The following is an 18,933-nucleotide window of genomic DNA, read 5'->3' as shown; positions in this document are numbered from 1 at the left end:
TTTTGACGCTTCTCCGTTCAAATTTGTGTCACTGGTTTACACTTATCAATCAGACACCTTTCGGACGGAGGTCTTATGAAGCGTTTGAGTTTGGCCATTATTACTCTACTCGCCTGTGCAGGTGCGCAGGCTGCAAGTGAAGAAAAAGTGACGATGAATCTGGTAACGTCGCAAGGCGTCGGCCAGGCGATTGGTACGGTCACTATTGCTGAAACCGGGAAAGGGCTGGAGTTTACGCCCGATCTGAAAGCGCTGCCGCCGGGTGAACATGGCTTCCATGTCCATGCGAATGGCAGTTGCCAACCGGCGATTAAAGAAGGAAAAGCCTCAGCCGCGGAATCGGCAGGAGGCCATTATGATCCGCACCAAACCGGCAAGCACGAAGGCCCGGAAGGCGCAGGCCACATGGGCGACCTGCCGCTGCTGGTGGTGAATAACGACGGTAACGCCACAACACCGGTCATTGCGCCGCGGCTGAAAACGCTCGATGAGGTTAAAGGCAAAGCGCTGATGATCCATGTCGGTGGCGATAATATGTCCGATCAACCAAAACCGCTTGGCGGTGGCGGAGCGCGCTACGCCTGTGGCGTTATCAAATAATCAATTGCCTAGCGTACCCGGCGGAGGCGCCTGTTCGAGCTGCGAAAGCGAGCAGTGTAGTCGCCAGATAAGCGCCGACAGTTCCTGCGCCGCAGGTTGATGATGGTGGGCGAGCGTGTCGCAAATACGCTGTAGCTCACTCAGCGTGGCATTCAGCGGTCGTTGCTGGACGCCGCGCTCACTCATTACGTCGCGAAGCAGCGAAATACACACGTCTCTGACGCGAGCCAGAGGATCTGAACGCACCTCCCAGGTGCGCAGTTGCCACACCACGTGCGAGCAGTTCAGCAAGACGACCCCCCAACGCAATAGCCAGCGTCGCGCCAGGGCATCCTGACTGTTGCTGAGCTGGCTGACGTGATGATAGGTCAGCGACTCAAATTCGTTTTCACTGAGCGAGGGATGTCGGCTGAGCTGATCGACAAAATCCCGGCGCAGGGCGCGAATATGGCGGCGACCTTTCCGCGCATCCGATCCAGGCCGCAGAATGGCGAATGCCAGCCACGATAGCGCCACGCCGGTGATTTTCGCCATATTGTCATTCAGGAAATCAGCAAAATCATAAACCGGCGGATTAGTCACCGCGATAAACGATCCCATAAACACGATTAGCTGTCCCCAAAGACCCGCCAGCGCTGGCATTTGTAGCTTCAGGAGTTGCATGGTAGCGAGCAACGGGAAGAGAAACAGAATGAATTGCCAGAGGTCAGAGATTTGCACCATCAGGCCAAACTTAACCACAAAGCTAAACAGCGACAGCAGAACCAGCGTGCGCATCAGCAAAGAAAGCGACTTGAACGGCGTGGCTACGGCGGAATAGAGCACGCTGCTGATGGCCGCGAGCGTTAGTGCGCCAGAGCCTGATTCCCATTGCGCGCCAATGCTCCATGCGCCGATAAGCATCAGGGTACAGAACGTACGCAATCCGCTCCAGAGAGCTTCCGCATTATCGGTATGACGGGCAAGTCCTGGCGTGCGGGCGATAGTAATACGCTCGGCGGTAACGCCATTTTCCAGTAAATGCAGATAATGACTGCTGCGTAAGTACAGCCGACAAAAATAACGCAGTCGTTGCCAGAAGGCGACGTGCCGATAGTCGCGCGCATCGAGAGGACGCAGGGGGGCGATAATACGCGCGACGGTGTAGGTGTCGGTATTGGATTTGACCAGCTCGCTGAGCAGTTGTTCGATGATTTCCCGGGTATTAGCCGGGGGATTAGGCCAGTTCAGGAGCATCCTGCGCAGACTGGAGATCACGCTGGTCATACGTAACTGCTGATGCAACAGCGAATTGAGCAACGCATTTTGACGGCGAAAACGGTAGTGACTCCAGAACGCCTGAATACGTAGCAGGTTCATGGTCAGAATCTGACCGATAACACCTTCATGGGCTGTGCGAATCGCATCTGTTGTCTCCGGTTGCCAGAGTAAGCTGGCATGCTCCAGTAAACGCGAATGCATGTTTTTCAGCGCGGTAAGCAATGTGGTGCCATCGGAGGTGCTGGGGAGGATCATCATCATCATGCCGCCGCACAGGATACCGACGATGACCTCGCATACGCGGGCCTGAGCGATATCCCACAACTGCGTAATCTCTATGGTATTGACCATGGGAAAAGCAATGATCGCCGCCGTATAACCGGCCAGTTGAAAGGCATAGGCGACGTTATTGGTGAAATGCGCGCATGCCCAGGTACAAAAACCGATCCACACTGACATGCTCAGCAAAAACAACCATGGCTCATTGAGGGTATGACCGGCAATAATCAACGCGGCGGTGGCACCCAGCAAGCTACCCGCAACACGACCCAGACTTTTGCTGATAACCCCGCCGACGGTGGGAAAGCTGACCACTGCCGCCGAGGTCATCGCCCAGTAGGGCTCATCCAGATTCAGGTAATAGGCGAACGTTAACGCCAGACACATCGCAATGGTATTTCGCAACGCATAACGCCACTGCGCTACCGTGGCTTTAAACCACGGCCAATGGCCTGGCATCAGGTGGGACAGTTTCATTTACGCTGGCCGATAGATACGCTGCAGGTCGTACCAGAAACCAGGGTGACATCCTGCGGCAGAGCGTCGAATTCGATGCGGACCGGAACGCGTTGGGCCAGACGCACCCACGGCACATTGGGTTTGATGTCGGGAATCAGACCGGAATCGCTTTCCACACTTTGGTCGTAGATGGCGCGACCAATACTGGATACGTGACCCTGTAACTTTATGTTGCCGCTGTAGAGCGTGATAACCGCAGGCGCACCTTCACGAATGTGGCGCAACTTGGTTTCTTCAAAATACCCCATCACATAGAAAGAGTGGCTGTCGACAAGGGCAAACAGGGGCTTACCGGTTGAGGCGTAGTCTCCAGTACGAGTTGAAAGGTTGGTGACCCAGCCCGCTACGGGCGCTTTGACCACCGTCTGCGTCAGTTGCCACTGTGCCTGGCGCAGACTGGCCTCGGCTGCTTCAACGCTGGCCTGCATGGCTTTCACGTTGAGGTTAGCAGTATCCAGATCTTCGGCTGAGATATAATTTTGCGATAAATGACGGCGGCGGTTGGCTTCGTTATTGGCTTTCGCCAGATCGGACTGTGCCTTCGCCAGCTGCGCTTGCGCATTTAGTTCAGCAATGTGAAACGGCGTCTTATCGATGATAAAAAGGACATCGCCTTTGTTCACAAACTGGTTATCTTTTATATTGAGTTCGCTAATGCTGCCTGAGACCTGCGGCGTGATGCTGACCTGCTCAGCACGCACTTTGCCATCACGTGTCCAGGGCGATTGCATATAGTAATTCCACATCCACCATCCGGCGAAAACTGCGATGGCAGCGACTATAATGGTGGAGAAGTATTTAATGGTTTTAAGCGACATAATCACCACACAATCAGCATTACAAAGGCCAGACATACGCAAAGCGTAAAGAGTGACAGATCCATTAACAGGGGATGCCAGATTTCGCCGGAGTAAATCCAGTCGCGTAGCAGGCGATGAACAACCAGCCAGAGAATAAATCCTGCTACAAACGCCTTGAAAACAGGAGGGAAGTAGACAGATGCTCCGATCATTAAATCTTGTAGGGGCAATCCTGTTGCATTAAACATAAACTTCACGGGCAAAATCCTTGGCGGAAGAGAGCATTGCTATAGGTTTAGCAAAAAAGAGACAATGAGTCTCTGTAACGCATAATGTCTGAAAAAATGTCAGCCGGTAAGCAAATTTGGCAATACATTTGTTTTGGGAATACAAATGCTGCACACTATTCTAAAATCAGCATAATAACTTAGCAAGCTAATTATAAGGAGATGAAATTGGAATCGCCATTAGGTTCTGATCTGGCACGGTTGGTGCGCATTTGGCGTGCTCTGATTGACCATCGCCTGAAACCTCTGGAGTTGACGCAGACGCATTGGGTTACGCTGCACAACATTCATCAATTGCCGCCTGATCAATCGCAGATTCAGTTGGCTAAAGCGATTGGCATCGAGCAGCCTTCGTTGGTACGCACGCTTGACCAGCTGGAAGAAAAGGGACTCATTTCACGACAGACTTGCGCCAGCGATCGTCGGGCAAAGAGAATTAAACTGACAGAAAAAGCAGAGCCGCTGATTGCAGATATGGAAGCGGTTATCAACAAGACGCGTGGAGAAATTTTGGAAGGGATTTCAGCTGAGGAAATTGATCTGCTGATTAAACTGGTCGCCAGACTGGAACACAATATTATTGAACTGCAGTCACAGGGCTGAAACGATAAGATGACGTGTGGCCAGAGCCTGACCACACGTGAATTCGATTAGCGTGGAGACACGGTAACCTGGCTGCCGTTGTTAGCCATAACAACGCGCTGGCCAGCTGAGAACTTGGTCGCACCCTGTTTCTGAACCACCATGATAGTATTACCGTCGTCCTTACGGATTTCCAGTTCTACACCCTGGGTTTTATTCATCGCACCTTGTACGCCTTGACCCGCTACGCCACCGGCAACTGCGCCAGCCGCCGTGGCTAATGAACGACCCGTACCGCCGCCGACGGTGTTACCCAGGAACCCGCCGAGTACCGCACCACCAATGGCGCCAATCACGTTTGCGTCATCGCCACCCTGGATTTGCACCGGACGAACATGAACAATTGTACCGTAGGTAACGTTCTGAACTTGTTTCGCTTCGGATGCGGTGTATACGTCGCCTGAAAGGCTATCATTGTTAACGCAGCCCGCCAAAGACACACCCATTAATGCAACAATCAGCACACGTTTAATCATTTACAAATCTCCTTTAACACCACGAAACGCTAATAAAGCACCCTTCATGGCTAAATTATATGGCACTTGTGAGCCTAAGGTCACATGTTCTACTGGAACAATATGAAAATCTTAACCGAAATCGGATATACCGAGTATAAACGAATCATTCATATAATTGATGTAATAAAGCGTCCATTGTAATGATTAGCCCTCAAAAATCATTAAGGAAGCATGGCATTAGTCGGCACTTTATGGTTGAGTGTCAAGGCTAATTTGCTTAAAAGGATGACATATGAAATCGGGCCGTTTTATCGGTGTAATGTCTGGAACCAGCCTTGATGGTGTCGATGTTGTGCTGGCGACGATAGATGAAACGATGGTTGCGCAACAGGCGAGTCTGACCTGGCCTATTCCTCTCCATATAAAGCAGGCGATCCTGGATATCTGCCAGGGGCAGCAGCTTACGCTATCGCAGTTTGGCCAACTCGACGCACAGCTCGGTTATCTGTTTGCCGAGGCGGTGAATGCACTGTTGGCACAGGAAAAATTGAAACCGCAGGAGATCGTTGCGATTGGCTGTCATGGGCAAACCGTGTGGCATGAACCGACGGGAATCGCGCCGCACACGCTGCAAATTGGCGACAACAATCAAATCGTCGCGCGTACCGGGATAACGGTGATCGGCGATTTTCGTCGCCGCGATATCGCTCTCGGCGGGCAGGGCGCGCCGTTGGTTCCCGCTTTTCATCAGGCGCTGTTGGCTCATCCAACGGAGCGGCGGATGGTGCTAAACATCGGCGGAATTGCCAATCTGTCTCTGCTTATCCCACAGCAACCCGTTCGCGGTTACGACACCGGGCCGGGCAATATGCTGATGGATGCCTGGATCTGGCGGCAATGCGGCCAACCCTACGACAAAGATGCGCAGTGGGCCACATCGGGAACGGTGATCCTGCCTTTACTGCAAAATATGCTTAACGATCCTTATTTTTCTGCGCCTGCGCCGAAAAGCACCGGCCGCGAGTATTTCAATTATGGCTGGATAGAACGTCATATGGCGCAGTTCCCGGGAATAAGCCCGCGGGATGTGCAGGCGACGCTTGCCGAACTGACGGCCGTGACCATTTCCGAGCAGGTCTTGCTAAGCGGAGGCTGTGAACGGCTAATGGTATGCGGCGGCGGCAGCCGTAATCCGCTGCTGATGATGCGTCTGGCGGCGTTATTGCCAGGGACAGAGGTCACTTCAACCGATGAGGCTGGGATCAGCGGCGATGATATGGAGGCCCTGGCTTTTGCCTGGCTGGCGTGGCGAACGCTGGCGGGATTACCGGGAAATCTGCCTTCTGTGACCGGCGCATCAGAACCGAGCGTTTTAGGGGCAATTTACCCTGCTAACCCACGAACTCAGAGTTAACTGAAATTATTCAGCGCCATATGTCGATAAACTAGGGATATTAGGGAGGGTGCCATTACCCTCCAGGACCAGGAAAGTCTTCAGGATATGGCTATGAAAAAACTGTTGTTAGTGTGTCTGCCGGTACTGCTTAGCGGGTGCAGCGTGTACAACCAATTTGTCGAGCGTATGCAAACGGATACCCTCGAATACCGCTGTGAAGAAAAACCGCTTACCGTGAAGCTGAACAATACCCGTCAGATGGCGAGTTTTGTTTATGATAATCAGCTATTGAACCTCAAACAGGGCGTGTCGGCATCAGGTGCTCGCTATACCGATGGTATTTACGTCTTCTGGTCTAAAGGCGATGAGGCAACGGTCTATAAACGAGACAGAATTGTGCTAAATAACTGTCAGTTACAGAACCCGAAGCGTTGAGATTTTCACCTGGGCGGCGCACAATAGCGTCACCCACTGACAATCCGTAGCCAACATCATGTCTGATAACGACGAATTGCAGCAAATCGCGCATTTGCGCCGTGAATACACGAAAGGCGGTCTCCGCCGCCGCGATCTTCCCGCCGAGCCCCTTGCGCTGTTCGAGCGCTGGCTGGGGCAAGCCTGTGACGCCAAACTGGCCGATCCCACTGCGATGGTCGTTGCTACCGTCGATGAAAACGGTCAGCCTTATCAGCGTATCGTGTTGCTCAAACATTATGATGATAAAGGGCTGGTTTTCTATACCAACCTCGGTAGCCGTAAGGCACATCAGATTGAGAAAAACCCACGCATCAGCCTCCTGTTTCCCTGGCATACGCTGGAACGGCAGGTGATGGTGATCGGCAAGGCTGAGCGCCTGTCCACGCTGGAAGTGGTGAAATACTTCCACAGTCGCCCACGTGATAGCCAGATTGGCGCCTGGGTCTCTAAGCAATCCAGTCGGATCTCCGCGCGCGGTATTCTGGAAAGCAAATTCCTCGAACTGAAGCAGAAGTTTCAGCAAGGGGACGTTCCACTGCCCAGTTTCTGGGGAGGCTTTCGCGTGAGTATTGAGCAGATGGAGTTCTGGCAGGGTGGCGAAAACCGTCTGCACGATCGTTTTTTATACCAACGCGAAGATAACGCGTGGAAAATTGATCGCCTGGCCCCCTAAAGATGCAAAATTCTTGTTTTAAGCGCTGGTGCTGAACAATCCGGCGCTTTATTCTATGTTTCTTTCGCATCAGGCGAAAAGTCGTGTACCGGCTAAGGTGCAGTCGTTTTATACATGGAGATTTTGATGGCAAGCAGTAACTTGATTAAACAATTGCAAGAGCGGGGGCTGGTGGCCCAGGTGACGGACGAGGAAGCGTTAGCAGAGCGACTGGCGCAAGGCCCGATCGCGCTCTATTGCGGCTTCGATCCTACCGCTGACAGCTTGCATTTGGGGCATCTGGTTCCATTGTTATGCCTGAAACGCTTCCAGCAGGCAGGCCATAAACCTGTCGCACTGGTGGGCGGCGCAACCGGTCTGATTGGTGACCCGAGCTTTAAAGCCGCCGAGCGTAAACTGAATACCGAAGACACCGTGCAGGAGTGGGTGGATAAAATCCGCAAACAGGTTGCGCCGTTCCTCGATTTCGACTGTGGCGACAACTCGGCGATTGCTGCGAACAACTATGACTGGTTTGGCAGTATGAATGTACTGACTTTCCTGCGTGATATCGGCAAACACTTCTCCGTTAACCAGATGATCAACAAAGAAGCGGTGAAGCAGCGTCTGAACCGTGACGATCAGGGGATCTCTTTTACCGAGTTTTCTTACAACCTGCTGCAGGGTTATGACTTTGCCTGCCTGAACAAACTGCACGGTGTTGCGCTGCAGATTGGTGGTTCTGACCAGTGGGGCAACATTACTTCGGGTATCGATTTGACCCGTCGCCTGCACCAGAACCAGGTGTTTGGTCTGACCGTTCCGTTGATCACTAAAGCTGACGGCACGAAATTCGGTAAGACGGAAGGCGGCGCTGTGTGGCTGGATCCGAAGAAAACCAGTCCGTACAAATTCTACCAGTTCTGGATCAATACCGCCGATGCGGATGTTTATCGCTTCCTGAAATTCTTCACCTTCATGGACATTGAAGAGATCAATGCGCTGGAAGAAGAAGATAAAAATAGCGGTAAAGCGCCGCGCGCCCAGTATGTTCTGGCTGAGCAAGTAACGCGTCTGGTTCACGGCGAAGAAGGTCTGGTAGCGGCAAAACGTATTACCGAAAGCTTGTTCAACGGTAATCTGAGCGATTTGAGCGAAGCGGATTTCGAACAGCTGGCGCAGGATGGCGTGCCGATGATCGAGATGGACAAAGGTGCCGATCTGATGCAGGCGCTGGTGGACTCCGAGCTGCAACCTTCTCGCGGCCAGGCACGTAAGACTATCGCGTCTAATGCGGTGACCATCAACGGTGAGAAGCAATCCGATCCGGAATATTTCTTCCAGGAGAGTGATATCCTGTTCGGGCGCTACACCTTACTGCGCCGTGGCAAGAAGAACTATTGTCTGATTTGCTGGAAGTAAGATTTAGTTAGCAGGGGCGTGGGAAACTACGCCCCTTTATTTTTTCAGGGTTGTGGTAAGTAAAATGAAGAATATCCTCGCCATCCAGTCCCACGTTGTTTTTGGTCATGCGGGCAACAGTGCAGCAGAATTTCCAATGCGTCGTCTTGGCGCAAATGTCTGGCCGCTGAATACCGTTCAGTTTTCTAACCACACACAGTACGGCAAATGGACCGGTTGCGTTATGCCGCCGAGTCATCTGACTGACATTGTCCAGGGTATTGCCGATATCGATAAACTCCAGACTTGTGACGCAGTACTGAGCGGCTATCTTGGCTCGGCTGAACAGGGCGAGCATATTCTGGGTATTGTACGCAAAGTAAAAGCGGCCAATCCGCAGGCGAAATATTTTTGTGACCCGGTGATGGGCCATCCGGAAAAAGGGTGTATCGTCGCGCCGGGCGTAGCTGAGTTTCATGTACGCCATGCGCTTCCTGCCAGCGATATTATCGCCCCGAATTTGGTTGAGCTCGAAATTCTGTGCGAGCATGCGGTGAATAATGTCAATGAGGCCGTGGCGGCAGCGCGTGAGCTCATCGCTCAGGGACCAGAAATTGTGCTGGTGAAGCATCTGGCTCGCGCGGGTATCAGCGCAGATCGTTTCGAGATGCTGTTAGTTACTGCTGAACAAGCGTGGCATATCAGCCGACCGTTAGTCGATTTTGGCGCTCGTCAACCGGTTGGCGTGGGTGATGTCACCAGCGGCTTATTGTTGGTTAAACTGCTGCAGGGCGCGTCTTTACAGCAGGCGCTGGAGCACGTGACGGCGGCGGTGTACGAAGTGATGATTGCCACCAAAAAAATGCACGAGTATGAGCTGCAGGTCGTGGCTGCGCAGGATTGTATCGCGAAGCCTGAACACTACTTCAGCGCGACGCAGCTATAACCAATGCCCGATGGCGCTCACGCTTATCGGGCCTGCGTTTGGCTGTAGGCCGGGTAAGCGCAAGCGCTACCCGGCAACAACAATTAATTTAACCCTTCTGCTTTCAACGCCGCGGCAACCGCCGGACGTTCAGCCATACGCGCCATATACGCATCGATATTGCTTAATCCTGCCATATTCAGCTTAACCGCATAGGCCCAACGCAGCACGGTGAACAAATAGGCGTCCGCAATGCTGAAGCGCGAACCGCAGATCCATTGGTTATCTTGCAGCGCGTCGTTCACATACTGCATTTTTTTCTCCAGCAGCGCGCGAACGGTTGGCTTGAAGTCTTCCGGCGTATCGGGACGGAACAGTGGGGTAAAGCCTTTATGCAGTTCTGTCGCAATGTAGTTAAGCCATTCAATGGTTTTGTAACGGGAGAGGCTGCTGGTCGGGGCAAGGAGTTGACGGTCTGGAACGGTGTCCGCCAGGTATTGCATGATGGCGACGCCTTCGGTCAGTAGCGTACCGTCATCCAGCAGCAGCGCGGGAACTTGCCCTTTTGGGTTTACCGCGAAAAAATCATCGCCGTTTTCCAGACGCTTCTTCATCAGATCAACACCATCCAGCGTGAAATCTTTACCGCTCTCACGAAGTGTGATGTGGGAAGCAAGAGAACAAGCGCCCGGTTTGTAGAACAGTTTCATCGGTAACTCCTTTTGGCTGAGGTATATCGTATGGTAGTGCTAGCTCAGGCAAAAAAAAAGCCGCTAACACCAGTTAGCGGCCTGAAAAAGAGTTTCCCTGAGAATTACGCTGTCGCGGCCTTAGAGGCTTTCTCATTGACGTCATCGTCCTGAGTCATACGATTCAGTTTCGGTGCCGTCAGCAGCATCAGAACAGCGATAACAGCCGTAGCAACACCAATCTGCAGGAACACACGACCGTAGACTTCAAGGGACATCAGCGGGTCAGTGACGTTCTCTGGTACAGCCATCATGTTGGCTACGTAACCACCGATGATGTTTGCACCGGCAGTAGTCAGGAACCAGCTACCCATGATGAAGCCCATCAGGCGTTGCGGAACCAACTGAGCCACCATTGCCAGACCCAGACCGGAGATCATCAGTTCACCGATACTTTGCAGACCGTAGCAGATGATCAGCCAGTTAACGGAAACGATGCCCGCATCGGTAGCGAATTTAGCACCCAGCGGCAGGATCAGGAACGCACCGGAACACAGCACCATACCAATTGCAAACTTGGTTGGCATCGGCAGGGTATCGCCCATCTTGTTATAGATAGCGGCAAGGATTGGGCTACCAATGATGATCCAGAACGGGTTCAGTGCCTGGTACTGCTCAGGTTCGAAAGCAATGCCAAGAATAGAGTGCTCAACGTTACGAATCGCGAAGAAGTTCAGTGAGGTCGGCATCTGGCTGTAAAGCACGAAGAAGATAATCGCTTCCAGCATCAGAATGAAGGCGACGATCATTTTACGACGCGCAGCACCGTGCATGGTGAATGCTTCTTTACCGAAGATAAACACGATACCCAGAGCAATGACGCCCAGAACCATACGAGCGATCTGCTGGTTGTGCAGCAACCAGGTTGCAATCGCGATCAGTACCACGACGCCAACAATAGTCAGCAACAGGTTACGGAAGTTGATCGGCTCAAAGTCAGGTTTAGAACCGTACTGTTTAACCCAGCGCTGACAGAATGCGAAGTTAACAACGGTAATCAGCATACCCACGACGCTCAGAGCGAACGCGGTGCTCCAGCCGTAATGCGCAGCCAACCACGGTGTTGCCAGCATAGAGAAGAATGAACCGATGTTGACGGACATGTAGTACATGGTAAATGCACCATCAAGACGCGGGTCATCTTTGGCATAGCAGGTAGAGAGCAGGGATGATGGGTTTGCTTTAAACAGGCCGTTACCGACCGCGATGGCCGCCATGCCCATATAAACGATACCCGCATCGTGACCAGACCATGCTACCAACGCATAACCGATGGCCAGGACAACGGCACCCAGCATAATGACACGTTTTGTACCCAGAACTTTATCACCTAACCAGCCTCCAATGGCAACCAGACCGTACACCAGGGCGCTAAAGGACGAGAAAAGGGTGATGGAATCCGCTTCTGACATACCCAGTTGTTTAACCAGGTAGACGGCCATAATTCCTTGCAGGCCGTAATAACCAAAACGCTCCCACAGCTCAATAGAGAAAATGAGATAGAACGCTTTTGGTTGTTTGAAGGCGTTTAAACTCACGCTTTCTGTTGGTTTATTGTTTGCAGTAGACACTTTTACCTCTTTTTTTACATCCCATATCAACGGGGGTGTTCAGGCACGTGATGAGTCAAGTTCATCCGTCCGATTGTTATAGTGGGAGGGGAAACGGCAAGTAATGTTCACTATCTTGACCATTCAGACAAGTGGTTTGTAATAATCTGTTACATATATCATGACTGGTGAAATCGTCGGGACTGTGAAATGTTATCTAGCGTTAAATTTCTTCATTTGAAAAATGGCAGATTTTTACACTGTTTAATCAGGGTAAAAACCGTAATGTGGCGATATGTTCTGCTATTTGCGCTTGAATCCAGTGATATAGGCCATTATCTGAAAAATAGCCAGTGTAATGTTTTGTTTAGAAACTGTTCAGTTAGGTCATGTGATTGTCACTTTAACTAAAAAATAAATATTTTTTAACATTGTGTTATCTGGATGATCTGGATCACGTATAGATAGAAATTTCTTTTACTAAAAAAACGATTAACCTGCTCAGGTGTTAATTAACAAGAATATTGCATTAGATATGCGCGGTTGAACGGCATCATTGTCGGGAAAATAAACTCAGGGGAGTGCATAACTAATCGTTATGTTAGCGAGGGGCAAGCAGTATGCCCCGGCAGCATCAGATATCGACTTTCTCTTTGAATTCGCAAAGATCTTCGATAATGCAGGAACCGCAGCGCGGCTTTCTGGCTATACAGGTGTAGCGGCCATGAAGAATTAACCAGTGATGGCAATCGACTTTAAATTCACTGGGTACGACTTTCAGCAGCTTCTCTTCAACCTGCTCTACGTTTTTACCCGGGGCGAACTGGGTACGATTACAAACGCGAAAAATATGGGTGTCTACGGCAATAGTGGGCCAGCCAAAGGCGGTATTTAACACCACATTAGCCGTCTTTCGCCCAACCCCGGGCAGGGCTTCTAATGCGGCCCGGTCTTCAGGCACTTCGCCATTATGTTGCTCCAGCAGAATGCGGCAGGTTTTAATCACGTTCTCCGCTTTGCTGTTAAACAAACCGATTGTCTTGATGTAGGACTTAACCCCTTCAACGCCAAGCTCCAGCATCGCGGCTGGCGTATTGGCGATGGGGTAGAGCTTAGCCGTCGCTTTATTGACGCTGACATCGGTGGCCTGCGCGGAGAGCAAGACTGAAATCAGCAGTTCGAACGGCGATGTAAAATTTAGCTCGGTTGTCGGATGCGGATTGTTCTCACGCAGGCGCGTCAGTATTTCCAGCCGTTTTGCTTTGTTCATTACACATTCCCTGTTTCACCAGCCGGACTGTTCATGACAGCCGCCTCGGCACGACGTTTCTTCATTTTCTCATCAATCAGATACTTAACAGCCAGCATCAGACCCAGGCCAATAAACGCGCCTGGTGGCAGCATGGCCAGCAGAAACGGCGTATCGGTATGAAAGATCTCAACGCGCAATACTTTGGCCCAGCTACCCAACAAACCGTCTGCGCCATCAAAGAGTGTACCGTTACCAATTATTTCACGTAGCGAGCCCAGAACAAACATGGCGCCAGTTGCGCCCATGCCGATGGAAAAACCATCGAGTGCGGATAGCGCAGGGCCTTTTTTGGCTGCGAAGGCTTCAGCGCGGCCAACAACAATACAGTTGGTCACAATCAGCGGGATAAAGATGCCCAGAGACTGATACAGGCCAAAAGCGTAGGCATTGATCAACATTTGCACCGCGCTCACCACGGAGGCGATGATCATGACATAAATCGGAATACGAATTTCAGGCGGTGTCCAGCGACGAAGGGCAGAAATCGTCAGATTCGTCAGCGTCAGGACGAGCGTAGTCGCGAGTCCCAGGCCCAGCGCGTTAGTGGCAGTCGAGGTGACGGCCAACAGCGGACACATCCCGAGTAACTGCACAAGCGCGGAGTTATTTTTCCATAACCCTTGGACAATAACGTCTTTAATTTCGCTCATGGTTTATTCTCCACAGGCGCTAAGTTGAGGAAGTTGCGCGGGCAGCGTCTGCGCATACAAACCGGCGCGTTTTACTGCATTAACTACCGCACGCGGCGTAATGGTTGCGCCAGTAAACTGGTCAAAGTCGCCGCCGTCTTTTTTCACCGCCCAGTGAGCGTCGTTACCCGCAGCGATCGTTTTGCCGCTAAAGTGGGTGATCCAGTCGGACAGTCGCAGTTCGATTTTATCGCCCAGCCCTGGCGTTTCATGATGTTCGGTCACCCGCGTACCCAACACGGTACCCGAAAAATCGACACCAACCAGCAGTTGAATAGCCCCGGAATAACCATCTGGCGCCGTAGCTTCAAGAATTGCTGCAACGGGACGATCGTCCTGGCGGGCAATATACACTCGGTGAGTACCTTTGCCCAACGCCTGCGCATCGACCAGATAACAACTTTCGGACAAGTTATTATTGTAGCGATCGCCTGGCAGAACCTGATCGAACAGCGTTTTTTGCTGCAGCGCGGCTTGTTCATCAATGGTGGACTTGGTTAATTGATTGATTGCCGCGGTTAACCCCGTCGAGCCCGCTGCAAACAGCGCCAGAGTAATACCGTGTTTACGAATCGTTTTCAGCATAGGGAGTCCTTAGCGATGTCCGTACACGCGAGGGCGGGTGTAATAATCAATCAGGGGAACCGTGATATTTGCCAGCAATACGGCAAAAGCCACGCCATCAGGATAACCGCCAAAACTGCGAATCAACCACACTAACAGGCCCGCAAGTGCGCCAAAAATCAGGCGGCCACGGTTGGTTGTTGATGCTGTAACGGGATCGGTAAGAATAAAGAATGCACCCAGCATGGTCGCGCCGGAAAGTAGGTGCAACTGAGGCGAGGCCAGCGAATCTGGCGAGAAAATCCAGCCTAAAGTGGCACAAACGGCGAGCGACAGCAGGAAGCTAACCGGGATATGCCAGCGAATCGCTTTCTGCCATAGCAACACGACGCCGCCCACCAGCCAGGCAAGGTTAACCCACTGCCAGCCAGCGCCTGCAAGCATGCCGCTGTAGATTGGGTATTGCATCACCTGCTCAACAGTACGTCCCGCATGCAGCGAAGTCTTAAAGGTATCGAGAGGTGTTGCCTGACTGATACCATCAATACCCATACGCAGCGTGTTCATATCCCCGCCGCTGGCGGTATGTCCGCTAAAGATAACGTTCAGGGCGTCAAAAAAACCAGGCACAGTCGCCGCAATTTCATGCGGCGGCAGCCAGCTTGTCATCTGTACCGGGAATGAAATCAGCAGCACCACGTAACCAATCATGGCGGGGTTAAACGGGTTCTGACCGAGGCCGCCATACAGCTGTTTAGCAATGATAACGGCGAATACCGTGCCTAAAACTACCATCCACCAGGGGGCGAGCGGGGGAATACTCACGGCCAGCAGTAACCCGGTGAGCAATGCGGAGTTGTCTTTTAAAATCGCGACAATGGGTTGTTTGCGCAGTTTAAGCACGCCCGCTTCGGCGGCGATAGCGCTGATGGCGGCCAGAACTATCTGGAACAACGTACCCCAGCCAAAGAACCACAGCTGAGCGGCGATCCCCGGCAATGCAGCCAGTAACACCAGCATCATGATATGCGATGTCTGGCGCTGGTTATGGGTATAAGGGGAGCTTGCTATTCTGAATACCATTTATTCCTCGTTTACAACCTGCTGCTGGGCGGCTTTCTTTGCCTGAGCGCGTGCAATAGCGGCCGCGACGGCGGCTTTACGCGGATCCACCGGTTCGACTGTTTCCGTAACCGTCTGCTGCTCGAGCTTGCGAGCTTTGGCGCGGGCGATAGCCGCTTCCACGGCGGCTTTACGCGGATCCACCGGTTCGACCGTTTCCGTAACCGCCTGCTGTTCGAGCTTGCGGGCTTTGGCGCGGGCGATAGCCGCTTCCACGGCGGCTTTACGCGGATCCACCGGTTCGACCGTTTCCGTAACCGTCTGCTGCTCGAGCTTGCGAGCTTTGGCGCGGGCGATAGCCGCTTCCACGGCGGCTTTACGCGGATCGACCGGTTCGGCTGTTTCCGTTACGGTTTCCTGCTCAAGCTTGCGGGCTTTGGCACGAGCGATTGCCGCTTCAACTGCAGCTTTACGCGGATCGACCTCTGTACTGCTGCCTCCTGTTTGGGGAGGGTTTTCCATCCGGGTTGCGCGAGCTTGCGCCTTACGCGCCTCGCGTGCGGCAATCACGGCACTATTGTCAGGTTTTTCGCCAGCCTGAATGACTACCGGCTGCATTGCCTGAGCCTGCTTTTCTTTTACGCGAGCCAGCGCGGCGGCAATGGCATCATGATCTTTAGCCGCAGGCTGAACGGCAGCGCTTTTGTGACGTTCAAGACGTGCTGCTTTTTCACGTTCGAGTCGCGCCTGTCGGGCTTCAAATCGCGCTTTCGCTTCAGCGGCACGTTTTTCTTCCTGACTAATGGCATAAATCTCGGCTTTTTCCTGACGGAAATACTGCACCAGTGGAATATTGCTTGGGCATACCCAGGCGCAGGCACCGCATTCAATGCAGTCCGCGATATTGTGCGCCGTTGCTTTGTCGTGCTGCTGCCCTTTACTGAACCAATAAAGCTGTTGCGGCAGGAGATCGGCCGGACAGGCATCGGCGCATGCGCTACAGCGAATGCAGCCTTTCTCTTCCTGCGTTTCTCCCATTTCACTGGCAGAGGGCGCCAGAAGACAGTTGGTTATCTTCACCACCGGTACATCCAGCCACGGCAGCGTAAAGCCCATCAGCGGCCCGCCCATAATCACCATCTGGTCGGCGGAAGGGCAGAAGCCCGCGTCGTTGAGCAGATGACGAACCGGCGTGCCTAAACGCGCCCAGACGTTGCCCGGACGGCTGACGGCTTCGCCGGTCAGCGTCACGACACGTTCGGTAATCGGTTCTCCGTCAATCACCGCACGTTTAATCGCGTAGGCGGTTCCAACGTTTTGCATCAGCACGCCGATATCTGAGGAGCGTCCCCCGTGGGGAACCTGCTTGCCGGTCAGGATTTGCGTTAACTGTTTGGCCCCGCCTGACGGGTACTTGGTGGGGATCACGCGTAAGCTGATATCGTGTGAATCAGCCAGCACCGCGCGCAGCATGGAAATTGCCTGTGGCTTGTTATCTTCAATGCCCAGTAGAATTTCGCGTGGCTGAAGAATATGCGCCAGGATGCGGATACCTTCGACGACCTGCGCCGCGCAGTCCTGCATCAGGCGGTCATCAGCCGTAATGTACGGCTCGCATTCAGCAGCGTTAATTATCAGCGTTTCAATTTTATCTCCGCCGCCCTGCAGCTTAACGCCGGTGGGAAAACCCGCGCCACCCAGTCCGGCGACGCCGAACTGGTGAATACGTGCGATCAGCTCTTCCCGGCTGCGGGAACGGTAATCGGCCCAGCCGTCTCGCTCAATCCAGCGATCTTCGCCATCGGCGTCAATAATAACGCTCAGCTCAGCTAATGCCGATGGATGTGCAGTAGAATGCGGCGCAATAGCAACAACGGTGCCTGACGTTGGCGCATGTACCGGAAGCATTTTACCACGCCCAAGGGTTAACGCCTGACCACGCAGCACGGTGTCGCCTACGTTTACGCACAGCTCACCCTCCGCGCCAATATGTTGTTTCAGCGGAATAACAAAGCGTGGCGCCAGCGGAACCTGTCGCAGCGGCGTACCGTTCGACTGGGTCTTCATTTCTGGTGGATGAATGCCGCCATCAAAGTCCCAGATTTTGTTTTTTCTGAATGCAGAGAATAAGTTAAACATGTTGTTCCACGGGAATGATGCGCACAGGGATGGTGTTTAAATCCCATTTCCAGCTATCAGGTGTCTCGGCCACCGGGCGTAATTCGATACATTGCGTCGGGCACGGATCAACGCACAGGTTGCACCCGGTGCAGAGATCGCTCATCACTGTGTGCATAGCGCGGGTCGCGCCCACGATCGCATCAACCGGGCAGGCCTGAATGCACTTTGTACAACCGATACAGTTATTTTCATCAATGACCGCCAGCATACGCACGGGGGTAATATCGTGTTCATCACCATCAATCGGTTGCGGGTCGACGTTCAGCAGGGCGGCAATTTTTAACATCACCGCTTCGCCTCCGGGTGCGCAACGGTTGATTTTTTCGCCCTGAGAACCGATCGCTTCAGCGTAAGGATGACAGCCCGGATAGCCGCATTGTCCACACTGGCTTTGCGGGAGAATTTCATCAATTTTCTCCACGACAGGATCATCTTCGACGGCAAAACGTCGTGAGGCGTAACCCAAAATAGCGCCGAACGCCAGACCCAGTAGACTCACTGCGGCAACGGCAATCCAGATAGCATTCATTACAACTTCACCAAACCACTAAAGCCCATAAAGGCCAATGACATTAAACCAGCGGTAATCAGCGCAATCGCATTACCGCGAAACGGAGCAGGCACGTCCGCCACGGCGAGGCGTTCGCGGATCGCGGCGAACAGTACCATCACCAGTGAGAAGCCGACGGCGGCGGAAAAACCGTATAGCGCCGACTGTAAAAAGTTATGACCGAGGTTGATGTTCAGTAACGCCACGCCTAATACCGCGCAGTTAGTGGTGATCAGTGGTAGGAAGATCCCCAGCAGGCGGTAAAGTGCAGGGCTGGTTTTGCGTACAACCATCTCGGTAAATTGCACGACGACGGCGATGACCAGAATAAAAGCCAACGTGCGCAGATAGATGAGATTGAGTGGAATGAGGATCCAGGTGTCAATCAGCCATGCGCAGATGGATGCCAGTGTCATGACAAACGTCGTGGCAAGGCCCATACCCATTGCGGTTTCCAGTTTTTTGGAAACGCCCATAAACGGGCAGAGCCCCAGAAACTTGACCAGTACAAAGTTATTGACCAGTACAGTTCCGACAAACAGCAGCAGGTAATCAGTCATTTTTCGGCCTGAAATAAAAA

19 protein-coding genes and 1 pseudogene are annotated in these 18,933 nt (G+C 52.7%); 7 read left to right on the top strand and 13 right to left on the bottom strand.

The features are described 5' to 3' along the window. The first annotated feature begins 75 nt into the window (after positions 1-75). Positions 76-600 (top strand): superoxide dismutase [Cu-Zn] SodC, encoded by a 525-nt coding sequence (gene sodC / locus GFC06_RS16570; protein ID WP_016156429.1) that lies wholly within the window; start codon positions 76-78, stop codon positions 598-600. Here the strand turns inward: sodC and GFC06_RS16565 are convergent. The 3 genes and pseudogenes from GFC06_RS16565 to GFC06_RS16555 form a co-directional block, all read right to left on the bottom strand. Continuing rightward, a pseudogene (locus GFC06_RS16565) lies at positions 576-2,616 on the bottom strand (FUSC family protein). The gene sodC and the pseudogene GFC06_RS16565 sit on opposite strands and share 25 nt — an antisense overlap. Further along, positions 2,613-3,476: an efflux RND transporter periplasmic adaptor subunit gene (locus tag GFC06_RS16560; RefSeq protein ID WP_016152996.1), complete on the bottom strand. Its 864-nt coding sequence runs from the start codon at positions 3,474-3,476 to the stop codon at positions 2,613-2,615. Before GFC06_RS16560 ends, GFC06_RS16565 begins: the two are co-directional and overlap by 4 nt. A gap of 2 nt (positions 3,477-3,478) precedes the next feature. Further along, positions 3,479-3,715, bottom strand: coding sequence for a DUF1656 domain-containing protein (locus tag GFC06_RS16555; protein ID WP_016156432.1), 237 nt, complete (start codon positions 3,713-3,715; stop codon positions 3,479-3,481). A 192-nt stretch (positions 3,716-3,907) separates the two neighbouring features. Between GFC06_RS16555 and slyA the strand changes: the two genes are divergently transcribed. Further along, positions 3,908-4,348: a transcriptional regulator SlyA gene (gene slyA, locus GFC06_RS16550; protein ID WP_019076732.1), complete on the top strand. Its 441-nt coding sequence runs from the start codon at positions 3,908-3,910 to the stop codon at positions 4,346-4,348. A gap of 47 nt (positions 4,349-4,395) precedes the next feature. Here the strand turns inward: slyA and slyB are convergent, their stop codons facing one another. Next, positions 4,396-4,863, bottom strand: a complete 468-nt coding sequence (gene slyB / locus GFC06_RS16545) for an outer membrane lipoprotein SlyB (RefSeq protein WP_046276343.1) — start codon at positions 4,861-4,863, stop codon at positions 4,396-4,398. A gap of 274 nt (positions 4,864-5,137) precedes the next feature. On the opposite strand from slyB, the gene anmK reads away from it, so the two are divergent. From anmK to pdxY, 5 genes are all read left to right on the top strand, one after another. Continuing rightward, entirely contained in the window at positions 5,138-6,259 is a 1,122-nt protein-coding gene (gene anmK / locus GFC06_RS16540; protein ID WP_016152999.1) for an anhydro-N-acetylmuramic acid kinase, read from the top strand. An 87-nt stretch (positions 6,260-6,346) separates the two neighbouring features. Further along, entirely contained in the window at positions 6,347-6,676 is a 330-nt protein-coding gene (gene mliC, locus GFC06_RS16535; protein WP_141875155.1) for a C-type lysozyme inhibitor, read from the top strand. 58 nt (positions 6,677-6,734) lie between these two features. Next, positions 6,735-7,391 carry a pyridoxamine 5'-phosphate oxidase gene (gene pdxH / locus GFC06_RS16530; protein WP_047500532.1) on the top strand — a complete coding sequence of 219 codons (657 nt, stop codon included), beginning with the start codon at positions 6,735-6,737 and terminating at the stop codon, positions 7,389-7,391. A gap of 126 nt (positions 7,392-7,517) precedes the next feature. Further along, positions 7,518-8,792, top strand: coding sequence for a tyrosine--tRNA ligase (gene tyrS, locus GFC06_RS16525; RefSeq protein WP_003836431.1), 1,275 nt, complete (start codon positions 7,518-7,520; stop codon positions 8,790-8,792). Between the two features lie 64 nt (positions 8,793-8,856). Further along, the gene (pdxY, locus tag GFC06_RS16520; RefSeq protein ID WP_019076734.1) at positions 8,857-9,717 is read left to right on the top strand and encodes a pyridoxal kinase PdxY; all 861 of its coding nucleotides are present in this window, start codon (positions 8,857-8,859) and stop codon (positions 9,715-9,717) included. Positions 9,718-9,800: 83 nt separating this feature from the next. Here pdxY and gstA read toward each other — a convergent pair whose 3' ends face one another. From gstA to rsxA, 9 genes are all read right to left on the bottom strand, one after another. Next, the gene (gstA, locus tag GFC06_RS16515; RefSeq protein WP_016153002.1) at positions 9,801-10,406 is read right to left on the bottom strand and encodes a glutathione transferase GstA; all 606 of its coding nucleotides are present in this window, start codon (positions 10,404-10,406) and stop codon (positions 9,801-9,803) included. A gap of 104 nt (positions 10,407-10,510) precedes the next feature. Continuing rightward, the gene (gene dtpA / locus GFC06_RS16510; RefSeq protein ID WP_016153003.1) at positions 10,511-12,016 is read right to left on the bottom strand and encodes a dipeptide/tripeptide permease DtpA; all 1,506 of its coding nucleotides are present in this window, start codon (positions 12,014-12,016) and stop codon (positions 10,511-10,513) included. 613 nt (positions 12,017-12,629) lie between these two features. Beyond that, positions 12,630-13,265 carry an endonuclease III gene (gene nth / locus GFC06_RS16505; RefSeq protein ID WP_016153004.1) on the bottom strand — a complete coding sequence of 212 codons (636 nt, stop codon included), beginning with the start codon at positions 13,263-13,265 and terminating at the stop codon, positions 12,630-12,632. Further along, positions 13,265-13,957 carry an electron transport complex subunit E gene (locus GFC06_RS16500; RefSeq protein ID WP_046276341.1) on the bottom strand — a complete coding sequence of 231 codons (693 nt, stop codon included), beginning with the start codon at positions 13,955-13,957 and terminating at the stop codon, positions 13,265-13,267. The genes nth and GFC06_RS16500 overlap by 1 nt, the downstream gene beginning before the upstream one ends. Positions 13,958-13,960: 3 nt before the next feature. Then, on the bottom strand, positions 13,961-14,581 hold the full coding sequence (rsxG, locus tag GFC06_RS16495) for an electron transport complex subunit RsxG (RefSeq protein ID WP_016153006.1): 621 nt from the start codon (positions 14,579-14,581) through the stop codon (positions 13,961-13,963). A gap of 9 nt (positions 14,582-14,590) precedes the next feature. Then, complete coding sequence (gene rsxD / locus GFC06_RS16490) at positions 14,591-15,643, bottom strand: electron transport complex subunit RsxD (RefSeq protein ID WP_153690390.1); 1,053 nt, start codon at positions 15,641-15,643, stop codon at positions 14,591-14,593. Further along, on the bottom strand, positions 15,644-17,761 hold the full coding sequence (gene rsxC, locus GFC06_RS16485) for an electron transport complex subunit RsxC (protein ID WP_153690389.1): 2,118 nt from the start codon (positions 17,759-17,761) through the stop codon (positions 15,644-15,646). Then, the gene (gene rsxB / locus GFC06_RS16480) at positions 17,754-18,332 is read right to left on the bottom strand and encodes an electron transport complex subunit RsxB (RefSeq protein ID WP_049281812.1); all 579 of its coding nucleotides are present in this window, start codon (positions 18,330-18,332) and stop codon (positions 17,754-17,756) included. Before rsxB ends, rsxC begins: the two co-directional genes overlap by 8 nt. Next, complete coding sequence (gene rsxA / locus GFC06_RS16475) at positions 18,332-18,913, bottom strand: electron transport complex subunit RsxA (protein WP_003029144.1); 582 nt, start codon at positions 18,911-18,913, stop codon at positions 18,332-18,334. Before rsxA ends, rsxB begins: the two co-directional genes overlap by 1 nt. Positions 18,914-18,933 lie beyond the last annotated feature (20 nt).

This window comes from Citrobacter braakii (assembly GCF_009648935.1).
Classification (GTDB): domain Bacteria; phylum Pseudomonadota; class Gammaproteobacteria; order Enterobacterales; family Enterobacteriaceae; genus Citrobacter; species Citrobacter braakii.
The sequence above is the reverse complement of the archived record's forward strand: the minus strand, read 5'-3'. Positions and strand labels throughout refer to the sequence as shown.